Raw genomic sequence first — 12,099 nt, forward strand, 5'->3', positions numbered from 1 at the left:
ACCCAGGCCGGTCATGAAACGCTACGAGCAGTTTGCCCACCACATCGCCGAGCTCATTCGCACCGGCGTGCTGAAGCCCGACGAGCGCGTGCCCTCCGTGCGGCATGCCAGCCAGACTCAGGGTGTCAGCCCCTCTACCGTGTTCCAGGCCTATTACCTGCTCGAGCGACGCGGAATGATCCGCGCCCGGCCGCGTTCCGGGTACTTCGTCAATGCGCTGGCCGAACGATCGCTGGAGGAGCCCTCGGCGACCTCGCAGGTGTTGGCCGAGTCGACCGATGTCGACGTCAGTGAGCTGGTGTTTTCCATCCTCGATTCGATCAAGGATCCGAACACGGTGCCACTGGGGTCTGCCTTTCCCAGCCCTGACCTGTTTCCATTGCCGCGCCTGGCGCGCTCGCTGGCCAGTACCAGCCGAGCCATGCACCCGCGCGAAACGGTCACCGATCTGTCGCCGGGCAGCCCCGAGCTGCGCCGGCAGATCGCCTTGCGCTACAACATCGCCGGCATCAACCTGCCGGTCGATGAGTTGCTGATCACCAACGGCGCACTGGAAGCCTTGAACCTGTGCCTGCAGGCGGTGACCGAGCCGGGCGACATGGTGGCGATCGAGGCACCGGCGTTCTATGCCTGCCTGCAAGTGCTGGAAAGGCTCAAGCTCAAGGCGGTTGAAATTCCCACCCATCCGCGCGACGGGCTGGACGTGGATGCCTTGGCGAAGGCCCTGCAGCGCCTGCCGATCAAGGCGTGCTGGTGCATGCCGACGTTCCAGAATCCGATCGGTGCAAGCATGCCAGAGGCGCGCAAGCGTCAACTGGTAGCGCTGCTGCATGAACATCAGGTGCCCTTGATCGAAGATGACGTGTACGCCGAGTTGTACTTCGGCCAACACGCGCCGCGTCCGGCCAAGGCCTATGACAGCGATGGCTGGGTACTGCATTGCGGATCGTTCGCCAAAAGCCTGGCACCCGGGTACAGGATCGGCTGGGTCGCTGCCGGACGCTTTGCGCAGAAAGTCGAGCGCCTGAAGATCATGACCTCGATCTGCGCTTCGGTGCCGGGTCAGGCGGCCATTGCCGACTACCTTCAACACGGCGGCTATGATCGACACCTGCATCGGTTGCGCGGTGCACTGCAGGGCCAGCAGCACGCAATGATGGCAGCCATCGCACGCTATTTTCCCCAAGACACCCGGGTGAGTCGTCCCGAGGGCGGGTACTTCCTGTGGCTCGAATTGCCGACGAGAGTCGATTCGCTGCAGTTGTTTCGCCTGGCGTTGGCGCAAGGCATCAGCATCGCGCCGGGCCCGATCTTTTCCGCCAGCGGCCGATTCGGCAACTGCATTCGTTTGAACTACGGCTCGCCGATGGGCAAGGTTCAGCTGGCGGCGATACAGACGCTGGGCAATCTGGTCCGCGAGTTGGCCTGAGCCGCACGCGCAAGCAGCTGCAGCAAATGACACACCGTGCATTGAACGACGTACTGCGGCGCCTTCTTCGCGGCCGCTGACCGCTCCTACGGGGGATTCGGGTTCTTGGCCGACCGGGGGATGCGGTGGAACCGGGAACCTGTAGCAGCGGCGCAAGCCGCGTCCGGGAGCGCTGCGCACTGGCGTGGATCAAAAATCAAATGTGTGCGATCAGCGGCTACAATAGCAAGCAAGCTAGGCAACGATCACGCCCGCGGGCAACCCGTTCCATGCGCCTGCGCAGCGCTCTATTCCGGCACTGTCGGTTGAAACCCGAACCCACTTGGGGCAGTCTTGCGTGCAGCCCGGCCCATGGACCGCTTCAACCCTGGCATGCAGCCGTATTGACACCCATTCGGCACCACTGCTAAACATTAACTACCCAGTTAGTTTTGCCTCACTCCAGCGCACGCAGCGTCGCCTGCACCGGGGTGAAAACGAAGCCAACGGTTCCAATGCTTCATAATAAAAACAACGGAGACACAGCATGGCGCATGCTCAGTCAGAATCGCACGGCTCGCAGCAAACCAAGAAGGCCACCGCCAGCGGTTGGGTCGGTTCCGCTCTGGAATACTACGACTTCTTCATCTATGCCCAGGCCGCGGCGTTGATCTTTCCGCAAATCTTCTTTCCCAACACCGACCCCAAGGTCGCCATCGTCGCCTCCCTGGCCACCTACGGCGTAGGCTACGTTGCACGCCCCATCGGCGCGTTCTTCCTCGGCCACTGGGGCGATACCCGCGGCCGCAAGAACGTATTGCTGTTGTGCATGTTCCTGATGGGCTTCGCCACCATGGCCGTCGGCCTGCTGCCGACCTACAGCCAGGTCGGCCTCTGGGCACCGGCCATGCTGGTGGTACTGCGCCTGATCCAGGGCTTCGCGGTCGCAGGGGAGATATCCGGAGCCAGTTCCATGGTCCTGGAACACGCGCCGTTCGGACGGCGAGGTTTCTACGCCAGTTTCACCTTGCAGGGCGTGCAGGCCGGACAAATCTTCGCCGCAGCGATTTTCCTGCCGTTGGCCTATTTCATGCCGGACGAAGCGTTCAACTCGTGGGGCTGGCGTATTCCGTTCCTGCTCAGTGCCGTGGTGCTGATCGCCGGCTACATCATTCGCCGCGAGGTCAGTGAAACCCCAGCCTTCGAAACTCAGGAAGCGCGGGCCACCATCACCAAGTCGCCGGTACTGGAGGCTTTCAAGCACAGCTGGCGGAACATGGGTCTGGTCATGTGCATGGCGCTGATGAACGTGATCCCGGTGGTCGCGACCATCTTCGGCGCCGCGTACGCGGTGCAACCGGCCTACGGCATCGGTTTCGCGAAGAGCGTGTACCTGTGGATCCCGGTGATCGGCAACATCGTGGCGGTGTGCGTGATCCCGTTCGTGGGTAACCTCTCGGACCGGATCGGTCGCCGTCCGATGATCATCGGTGGCGCACTGAGCTCCGGCATCCTGTCGTTCTTCTACCTGTATGCGATCAGCGTGCATAACGTACCGCTGGCCATCGGCATGTCGATCCTGATGTGGGGCGTGTTCTACCAGGGCTACAACGCGGTGTTTCCAAGTTTCTACCCTGAGCTTTTCGAAACCCGCTACCGGGTCTCGGCCATGGCCATTTCGCAGAATGTCGGCACGCTGATCACCGCCATGCTTCCGGTGCTGTTCGCCGCGATGGCTCCACCGGGCTCCGCCAACATCCCCATGGTAGTGGGTTCACTGGCCTTGGGTGTGTGCTGCATCGCAGCGTTGGCAGCGTTCTGTGCCAAGGAGACCTATCGCATCCCGTTGAACGAGCTGGGCAAGCCAGGCGCCGCTGCAGTGGACCCGCAGGCGTATGAGCGCAGTCGCCAGGAGGCTTTCAGTTCGGTGCGCTGATCTACCCCCGCATCACCCGAAGGCCCCTGCACATGCAGGGGCCTTTTTCGTTCTAACCGCCCGGATTGGTGTACTGCGCATACACCGCGAACACACCCAGCAACAGCCACAGCACACTGAACAGGAACGGCGATCTCATGGAGAACAGCAACGCTCCGCGCCAGCGCTTTTCACTCGACTCGCGCTCGCTGAACAGCGGCGACTCGTCATAGGCCGCGCCCATCGCCGGCTCGCTGTCCAACAACTGGCTCTGCTTGAAATGCCAATGGTCGATGATGTCGTAGGCCGAGCGGATGCCCGGCCAGGCATGCAGCGAGCTGACCAGGCCGAACAGCGCCAGCAGCGGCGGCACGACCAGGGTGAACAGCTTGCCCCACTCCGGGTTCAGGTTGGCCATGGACGAGGCATAGGCAATGACCAGGAAAGACTGTGCGGACAGATAGGCGTCGGTGCGGTTGGAAAGAATGGAGGTTTCGTACTGGATCTCCTTGCGGTAGAAGTCCAGGCGATCCTTGGGGCTGCCGAACATCAGCACATCGGCTGCCGCGTCGGCTTTGGCAGGCGTCTGAATGTCATCGACGATGATCTGCGACATGGCTGCATTCCTTTTGCGGTAAGGCTCATCGGAAAGCCTGCGGCGCCATTGGTTCAGCGTAACCGACCGGCGGGGACGGTCACTGACAGCGTAAAAATGTGAAATATCCCCTTACACCTTTTTGCAACTTGTCAGGTCATATGACATCCTAACTCATGATTGAATGACCCCCTGATCCATCCACAAAAACAACAAAGGGAATTCACCCAATGACGAGTACCCACTCGCTCGAAAAAAAGGCGGCCGCTCCCACGACTCGCATGGGCCGCCTTGCCAAGATCATCGGACCGGGCATTATCGCCGTGCTGTCATGGCTGGGCGCCGGTGACTTGATCACCTCCTCCGTGGCGGGCGCCAACTACGGCTATGCCATGATGTGGGTGCTGGCAGTATCGCTACTGCTCAGATTCCTCATCGTCAACATCATTGCCCGCTTCCAGCTGTGCAACAACCAGGGCATGACCATCCTGCAGGGTTATGCACAACTGCACCCATTCTTCGCCTGGTTCATGCTGGGCTACGCATTGATCATGGGCCACTTGACCAACGCCTACATGATCAAGGGCGCTGGCGAAGCATTGGCCACCCTGCTGCACATCAATCAACCCCTGCTGGCATCCTTTGCCGTGGTCCTGGGTGTGTGGCTGCTGGTGGGGCGCAACATCTATTCGCTGATCGAAGGCGTGATGAAAGGTCTGCTGGCCTTGATGACCCTGGCGTTCATGGCCTTGGCGATCATGTCCAAACCGGACGTGGGCGGCATCCTGGCCGGGACCATCGGCTTCAGCATTCCACCGGATGAAGGCGTGCATGGCGCGCTGCTGGTCGCGGTATCGGTCATCGGTGCGGTGGCCGGCTCGATCGCCAACTTCGTCCACCCCTACGTAATGCGCCAGAAAGGCTGGGTAGGCCCTGAACACAAGCGCATCCAGCGTAACGACCTGCTGTTCGCGGTGTTCGTCGGCATCATCATCAACCTGGCCATCTGGGTGGTGGGTGCGGAAATCCTGCGTCCCAACGGTATCGAAGTGAAGACCCTGGACGACCTGGGCTCGGCACTGCAGATGTTCTTCGGCACCGGCGGCTGGCTGATCTTCTTCGTCGGCGTGTTCGCCACGCTGTTCGCCAGCATCGCTGGCAAGACCACTGCCTTCCCGATGCTGATCACCGATGCCTTCCAGCACATCCGTCCGGAGCGTCGCGAGAAGTACGGCAAGGAGTTCCATCATGACCCGATGCACAAATGGTTCATGCTGTTCATCCTGGTTACGCCGCTGGTGTGGTCGCTGCCAGGCATGCCCGACTTCGTGACCCTGACCATTGGCGTGAATGCGCTGAACATCATTGGCCTGCCAGTGATTTCCCTTGGCCTGCTGATCATGTCCAACCAGAAGAAGCTGCTCGGTAAATATCGCAACAACTGGTTCGAAAACATCGCGCTGGGCTTCGCCACCATTCTCGCCGTATGGGTCGCGTTCCAGCTGGGCATGCAATTGCTCGCTTGATCGCCCCTTCCCCCTGTGAGCGGCCGACGGCCGCCCCCACCAAGTTTGCCCGCATGCCGTTCGTCGGCATGCGGGCACCTCCTGGCCTCCCTCATAGCCCAATGCATGAAGCATTCACGAACAAGGAGAGCTCCATGAAAAGCCAGAAATACATCACCACAGCGTTGCTCGCAGGCTTGTTGGCTGCTGCAGCCGTACCGGCCATGGCCGACAACAGCACCGGTCCGACCAACCCAGCCGCCAAGGGCACCGTACCTTCAGCGGTAGGCGTGCCGGCGGGGACCGATAGCGGTATGACCAATCGTAATACCGACGGCACTGCCGCGCCGCGAAACGGCACCAGCACCGACATCAAGCCGCAGAACACCGGCAACCCCGAAGGCAGTTCGATGGGCGGCGCGGTGACCAAGCCTGGTTCGGGCACCATGGACGGTGGCGACGGCACCGGGTCCGAAGGCGGCAAGCGCTGATCGGCCACGCATCCAGCCACCTCGGGAGAACACCATGAGCGAACACACACCTGCACCGAATACGGTCGAGCGTGATACCGACGATTCGCAGAACAACCGCCCCAACGACCCGGCACTCGACCCCAAGCCTGACGATGCCGGGGATCCAACCACCCCTGAAGGCAATCGCTTCAGTCCCGATTTCAAATCGGACCCTGAAGTCGACCCCGGCAGTGCGGACGACGAAGAAACCGACGCCGATATCGACACAGCAGGCGGCTGACCCACGCCGCCACCTCGGCTGACCGTTCGCTCAGCGGCTGATACGGCTGCGCTCGTTGCGCACGTCGAATATCAGCTGCCGAGCGACCTCCGAACTGATCAGACCCTGCTCCCTGAAACCCTCGACCTTGCCAATGATCTGCACCGCTGCCTGATCCAGGTCCCTGGACGCTGCGGTATGCAGGTTGCGTATTTCCTGGGAAATGATCCGACTGACCTGTTCACCCTGGTCCGGACCCCCGCCCGCGCCGTTATCAAGCATTTCAAGATCTCCCTTCATCGGTTCACGATGGGTGGGCGTCCAGCCCATACCCCATTCAACCTAGATGTGTACCCCGAGCGCTGGCTACTTCGCAATAGCCACTACGCAAACAATCGCTCGGCGGGAGCATTTTCCCGATCAACGTCGCGCGCAGATCACGCCTGTCTCAGGGTGCAACGGGAGGCACATAGGCCAAGGTCGTGCCCAGCGCCCAAAGCAGGAACAGCACCAGGGGCGCATGCACCAGCAGCTGTACGAACGAGAAACCGATCAAGTCACGCGCCTTCAAGCCCAGCACGCCGAGCAGAGGCAGCATATAGAACGGATTGATCAGATTCGGCAAGGCTTCGGCAGCGTTGTAGATCTGCACGGCCCAGCCCAGGTGATATTGCAGCTCGTTGGCCACCTGCATGACGTAGGGCGCCTCGATGATCCACTTGCCCCCGCCCGACGGAATGAAGAACCCGAGCACTGCCGAATAGACGCCCATCAACAGCGCATAGGTATCGTGCGAGGCTATCTGCACGAAGAAAGTGGAGATGTGGTGGGCCAGGGTCTGTGCATCGCCACCCTTGACCGTGGTCATGATCGCGGCGATCGAGCCGTACAGGGGAAACTGGATCAGCACACCGGTGGTGGTCGGCACTGCACGCGCCACTGCATCGAGAAAGCTGCGCGGACGCCAATGCAGCAGCAGGCCCAGCATGATGAACAGGAAATTGTAGGTATTGAGCCCGGAGATGGCGGTGATCGCCGGCTTGGTGGAAAACTCGTGGAACAGCCACCCCGCGGCCAGCAATACCAGAAAGATGGTGATCACCGGGCTGTATTCCAGCCATTCGCCAGGTCGACTGCGCTTGTTCAGGGGCGGCAGACTGAAAGCCGGGTCGATGCCACAGGCCTCGGCGTCCCGGGCAGAGTTGGGGCCCGGGGCCGTGGCGTAGGCCACCACCAACGAAACCAGCACCAGTGCCAGCAGCAATACACCCGACTGCCAGAGGAAAATCGTCTGGGTGAACGGAATCACACCGGTGATCGACAGAATCGACGGTGGCAGGCTGGCGGGGTTGGCCTGCAACTGCGCCGCCGACGACGACAACCCGAGCGCCCATACCGCCCCCAACCCCAGGTAGGCCGCCGCACCGGCCGCACGGTAGTCCATGCGCAGGTCGGTCCGTCGGGCCAATGCCCGCACCAGCAGCCCGCCGAATACCAGCGACAGCCCCCAGTTGAGCAACGACGCCACCATCGATATCAGCGCCACCCAGGCCACGGCCGAGCGGCCATTGCGAGGGATGCGCGCGAGGCGATCGATCAGCTTCACCGCAGGTGGCGAACTGGCGACCACGTAGCCACCAATCACCACGAAGGCCATCTGCATGGTGAACGGGATCAGGCTCCAGAACCCGTCGCCAAAGGCTGTTGCCGTTGCGGTCGGCGTGCCGCCGATGGCCAGTGCTCCCAGTGCCACCAGCAACACCGCAACGGCGGCGAATACGTAGGAATCAGGGAACCAGCGCTCGGCCCAGCTCGAACAGCGCAGGGCGAAGCGAGCGTAGCGGCTCTCTTCAAGTTGTGCAGACATGGTGGTGTTTCCCTTGTTCTTATAGGTATGAGATCGGCTGAAGCCAGGGGTGGAACGTAATCAGAAACTCATTTCAACGACGTCGTCGGCGATGATCAGCTTGCCGGCCGTCTTCGACTTGATCTCATCGATACTGACACCGGGCGCACGCTCCTTGAGAATGAACGCGCCGTTTTCGATCTCCAGGTAGGCCAGGTCCGTGAGTACCTTGCGAATACACCCGGCACCGGTCAGCGGCAGCGTGCACAACGGCAGCAGCTTCGACTCGCCATCCTTGGAGGCATGGGTCATGGTGACGATGATGTTCTCTGCGCCGGCCACCAGGTCCATCGCCCCCCCCATACCCTTGACCAGCTTGCCGGGGATCATCCACGAGGCGATGTTGCCCTGTACGTCCACTTCGAAAGCACCGAGCACGGTGAGGTCGACATGGCCGCCGCGGATCATCGCAAACGACTGCGCAGAGTCGAAGATGGACGCGCCGGCGCGTGCCGTCACGGTCTGTTTGCCGGCGTTGATCATGTCGGCGTCGACGGTAGCCTCGGTGGGAAATTCGCCCATGCCCAGCAGACCGTTTTCCGACTGCAGCATGACGTCGATGCCGGCCGGCACGTAGTTGGCCACCAGGGTAGGTATGCCGATCCCCAGGTTCACGTAGAAACCGTCTTGCAGTTCGCGCGCCACGCGCTGGGCCATCTGTTCGCGAGTAAGTGCCATTTGGAATACCTCTTGTGTAGCAGAGCAGATGGGAGCAATCAGGCCTTGAGGGTGCGCTTTTCGATGCGCTTCTCGAAGGTGCCCTGGATCACTCGGTCGACGTAGATGCCTGGTGTGTGGATGTGCTCGGGCAGGAGCACGCCGGGTTCGACGATTTCTTCGACCTCGACCACGGTGATGCGCCCGGCGCTTGCCGCCAGCGGGTTGAAGTTCTGGGCGGTGTGACGATAGATGACGTTGCCGAAATGGTCGGCCTTCCAGCCCTTGACGATGGCGAAGTCGCCGGTGATGGCCTGCTCCAGAATGTATTGGCGGCCATTGAATTCACGTATTTCCTTGCCTTGCGCTATCGGTGTGCCGTAGCCGGTAGCCGTGAAGAACGCGGGGATGCCAGCGCCGCCTGCGCGCATCTTTTCCGCCAGGGTGCCTTGAGGGGTGAGTTCGACTTCCAGCTCGCCATCGAGCAATTGCCGCTCGAACAGGGCGTTTTCGCCGACATAAGAGGCGATCATCTTGCGAATCTGCCGGTCTTCGAGCAGCACGCCAAGGCCAAAGCCGTCGACGCCGCAGTTGTTGGACACCACCGTAAGGTCGCGGACACCCAGTCGCTTGATTTCGGCAATGAGGTTTTCCGGAATGCCACACAGGCCGAACCCACCGGCCAGTACGGTCATGCCATCACGCAGGCCTTCGAGTGCCTGGGCATAGGTTGCCACTCGTTTATCGAGTCCAGCCATGATTGTTCGCCTTGTTTTGTTTGTTATGGCGCCGTCACGTCGGCAACGGCAAGCGTGACGGTATCTTCTCCCCACGATGGTAATTTGTTAATTTTGTTTTTCTTGGGGATTGATTGGTTTTGCAAATAGATGAACGTCAAACAACTGCGCGCTTTTCTCGCCGTCGCCCAAGCCCTGAGCTTCGCCCAGGCTGGTGAAAAACTGCATCTCTCGCAGCCCGCCCTGAGCTTGACGATAAAAGGGCTGGAAGAAGACCTGGGCGGCGCGCTGCTGATCCGCACCACGCGCAGCGTCAGCCTGACGCCGGAAGGCGAGGTGCTGGTGCCTCTGGCCCGCCGCTTGCTGGCGGACTGGGACAATACCGAAGAGCTGCTGCGCCAGCACTTCACCCTGCAGTTGGGCAAAGTGTCCATCGCGGCCATGCCGTCGTTCGCCGGCAACCTGCTGCCGGCAGCACTGCGGATCTTTCGCGACCGGCACCCGAGGGTCAATGTTGCCGTGCATGATGTGATCAACGAGCACGTGGTGGAGATGGTCCGCCATCGCAGGGTCGAGCTGGGCATAGGCTTCGAGCCGGAAAGCACCTCGTCGCTGGTGTTCACCCCCTTCTACACCGATCGGTTCGTGGCGGTGGTGGCGGCCGATTCACCGCTGGCCGAGCAACCGATGCTCACCTGGGAGACCCTGCTCGCTCATGATTTCATTGCCCTGCAGCGCCCTTCTGCGGTTCGCCTGCTGCTGGAAAGCGCCATCAGCGAGCAGCACGGCAAGCTTGCGGTGGCATTCGAGAGCCACCAGTTGAGCACCATCGGCCGCATGGTTGCCCACGGCCTGGGGGTGAGCGCGGTGCCGGCATTGTGCATCGAACAGATGCACGAACTGGGTGCGCGCTGTGTGCCGTTGCACTCACCGCGCATCGAACGCCGCATCGGCCTGATGCGCCTGCCCGATCACAAGCTGTCGGCCGCCGCGCACGCGTTGATGGAGGTACTGCTGGAGCACACTGCCCCGCGCCGGCTGGGTTGAACCGCAGCTTCATCGCACTGCCCAACTTCTGTAGCAGCGGCGCAAGCCGCGTCGACCGACGCTGCGGTGCATCCGGCCCACCGCGTTGCAGCCTGACGCGGCTCGCGCCGCTGCTACAGGAGCGGGCCTGACGGGGCTTGGGCCGCCGTGACACAGGGGCGGCACCTATAAGAAGTTATCAACCACGGAGCATTGCGATGAACAGCATCAGCCTGGCCGGCAGGCCGGTCGCGAGAATCGGCCAGGGCACTTGGCGCATGGGTGAAGACCCTGCCCGTGCGCAACAGGAAATCGCCGCGCTGCAGCAAGGTATCGACCTAGGCATGACCCTGCTCGACACCGCTGAAATGTACGGCGAAGGCGGCGCCGAAAAAATCGTCGGGCAAGCCATCCAAGGGCGTCGTGACGAAGTCATGCTGGTCAGCAAGGTCTACCCGCACAACGCCAGCAGCCAGGGCGTGATCAAGGCGTGCGAGCGCAGCCTGCAGCGTCTGAACACCGAGCGCATCGACCTGTATCTGCTGCACTGGCGCGGCCAGTATCCCCTGAGCGAAACGGTGGAAGCGTTCGAGCGGCTGCAGGCCCAGGGCAAGATCGGCCGTTGGGGCGTGTCGAATTTCGATGTCGATGACATGACCGAGCTGGACGACGCCGGATGCGCGACCAACCAGGTGCTGTACAACCTGGAAGAGCGCGGCATTGAATTCGACCTGTTGCCGTGGTGCGCGAAGCAGGCGATGCCATTGATGGCGTATTGTCCGATTGCCCAGGGCGGTCGCCTGCTGGACCAACCCGCCTTGCGCCAGGTAGCCGAGCGTCACGGCATCACGCCGGCCCAGGCATGCCTGGCCTGGGTCGTGCGCCACGACAACGTGATCGCGATCCCCAAGGCTTCCACGCCCGAGCACGTAAGGCTGAATGCGGCGGCCTTGCAGGTGAAGCTCGACGAAGCAGATCTAGCCTCGCTGGATGCCGCTTACCCACCACCCCTGCGCAAGCAGCGCCTCAACATGGTTTGAACGCAGCAATCCGAGGCCGCAACGCGGCGTAGAGCGCTGACGGATCAATCGTCGAGCGGCTGCGGCGCCTTGCTCGGCTTGGCCGCCTTGCCCGGCTTGCTGGCGGGCTCCTGTGCAGCAGGCACTGCCGCTGCGGGCGCACTGGCGTCCTTTTCCGCTGCCGGCAACTGGTCAATGGTGCTGAACAGCTGTGAAGGCTCGACGTAACCCGCCTGTTCGAGCTTTTTCTCGCCATCCTTGCCCAACAGCACGAACTTCTGGCTGGACCCGGCACCCAGTTTCAAGTCGCGGATCAGCGACATGGTGGCCTGTGGGTCGAGATCCTTGCCGTCACGCTGGCCGATGGTATTGATCACGGTGTACAGGACCATGCCGCGCTGTTTGAAGCCGTCGCGGTTGGCGGGTTCTTCCAGCGCCTTGCGCAGCTTCAGCAGGTTGGGATCCACCGAGCTGGGAGCAATGACCACCAGCGGCCGGGCCCTCCCGCGGTCCTGGGCCAGAGGGCTGTCGCCATCGGCGGCCAGCAAGGGCGCCGCGAACGCGAACAGTGTGGCGAGGGTCAGCGACCGGATCATCAT

General features: G+C 61.9%; 13 protein-coding genes. 7 read left to right on the forward strand and 6 right to left on the reverse strand.

Translation table 11 applies throughout. From position 1 onward, the window contains the following. Positions 1-13: 13 nt before the first annotated feature. Both mapR and ONG87_RS11315 read left to right on the forward strand, forming a co-directional pair. A complete protein-coding gene (gene mapR / locus ONG87_RS11310) occupies positions 14-1,429 on the forward strand; it encodes a GntR family transcriptional regulator MpaR (RefSeq protein WP_264381264.1) in 1,416 nt (471 codons plus the stop codon). A gap of 526 nt (positions 1,430-1,955) precedes the next feature. Next, the gene (locus ONG87_RS11315) at positions 1,956-3,344 is read left to right on the forward strand and encodes an MFS transporter (RefSeq protein WP_185793231.1); all 1,389 of its coding nucleotides are present in this window, start codon (positions 1,956-1,958) and stop codon (positions 3,342-3,344) included. Between the two features lie 52 nt (positions 3,345-3,396). Here ONG87_RS11315 and ONG87_RS11320 read toward each other — a convergent pair whose 3' ends face one another. Continuing rightward, positions 3,397-3,873, reverse strand: a complete 477-nt coding sequence (locus ONG87_RS11320) for a hypothetical protein (RefSeq protein ID WP_122478256.1) — start codon at positions 3,871-3,873, stop codon at positions 3,397-3,399. Between the two features lie 275 nt (positions 3,874-4,148). Between ONG87_RS11320 and ONG87_RS11325 the strand changes: the two genes are divergently transcribed. The 3 genes from ONG87_RS11325 (at position 4,149) to ONG87_RS11335 (ending at position 6,176) form a co-directional block, all read left to right on the forward strand. After that, entirely contained in the window at positions 4,149-5,444 is a 1,296-nt protein-coding gene (locus tag ONG87_RS11325; RefSeq protein ID WP_122715514.1) for an Nramp family divalent metal transporter, read from the forward strand. 134 nt (positions 5,445-5,578) lie between these two features. Further along, entirely contained in the window at positions 5,579-5,914 is a 336-nt protein-coding gene (locus ONG87_RS11330) for a hypothetical protein (RefSeq protein WP_122477822.1), read from the forward strand. Between the two features lie 34 nt (positions 5,915-5,948). Further along, complete coding sequence (locus ONG87_RS11335) at positions 5,949-6,176, forward strand: hypothetical protein (RefSeq protein ID WP_122477820.1); 228 nt, start codon at positions 5,949-5,951, stop codon at positions 6,174-6,176. 30 nt (positions 6,177-6,206) lie between these two features. On the opposite strand, the gene ONG87_RS11340 is transcribed toward ONG87_RS11335, so the two are convergent. The 4 genes from ONG87_RS11340 to ONG87_RS11355 form a co-directional block, all read right to left on the reverse strand. Continuing rightward, positions 6,207-6,437, reverse strand: coding sequence for a hypothetical protein (locus tag ONG87_RS11340; protein WP_163007557.1), 231 nt, complete (start codon positions 6,435-6,437; stop codon positions 6,207-6,209). 166 nt (positions 6,438-6,603) lie between these two features. Further along, the gene (locus ONG87_RS11345) at positions 6,604-8,022 is read right to left on the reverse strand and encodes a short-chain fatty acid transporter (protein WP_264381265.1); all 1,419 of its coding nucleotides are present in this window, start codon (positions 8,020-8,022) and stop codon (positions 6,604-6,606) included. Between the two features lie 60 nt (positions 8,023-8,082). Beyond that, positions 8,083-8,739, reverse strand: coding sequence for a 3-oxoacid CoA-transferase subunit B (locus tag ONG87_RS11350; RefSeq protein ID WP_264381266.1), 657 nt, complete (start codon positions 8,737-8,739; stop codon positions 8,083-8,085). A gap of 38 nt (positions 8,740-8,777) precedes the next feature. Beyond that, the gene (locus ONG87_RS11355; RefSeq protein WP_122477814.1) at positions 8,778-9,476 is read right to left on the reverse strand and encodes a CoA transferase subunit A; all 699 of its coding nucleotides are present in this window, start codon (positions 9,474-9,476) and stop codon (positions 8,778-8,780) included. 129 nt (positions 9,477-9,605) lie between these two features. Between ONG87_RS11355 and ONG87_RS11360 the strand changes: the two genes are divergently transcribed. After that, a complete protein-coding gene (locus ONG87_RS11360; protein WP_264381267.1) occupies positions 9,606-10,502 on the forward strand; it encodes a LysR family transcriptional regulator in 897 nt (298 codons plus the stop codon). A gap of 197 nt (positions 10,503-10,699) precedes the next feature. After that, positions 10,700-11,521: an aldo/keto reductase gene (locus ONG87_RS11365; protein WP_122477810.1), complete on the forward strand. Its 822-nt coding sequence runs from the start codon at positions 10,700-10,702 to the stop codon at positions 11,519-11,521. Between the two features lie 44 nt (positions 11,522-11,565). Here the strand turns inward: ONG87_RS11365 and ONG87_RS11370 are convergent, their stop codons facing one another. Further along, complete coding sequence (locus ONG87_RS11370) at positions 11,566-12,099, reverse strand: DUF4174 domain-containing protein (RefSeq protein WP_122477809.1); 534 nt, start codon at positions 12,097-12,099, stop codon at positions 11,566-11,568.

Origin of the sequence: Pseudomonas sp. MM227 (genome assembly GCF_947090715.1) — a bacterium.
GTDB classification, from domain to species: domain Bacteria; phylum Pseudomonadota; class Gammaproteobacteria; order Pseudomonadales; family Pseudomonadaceae; genus Aquipseudomonas; species Aquipseudomonas baltica.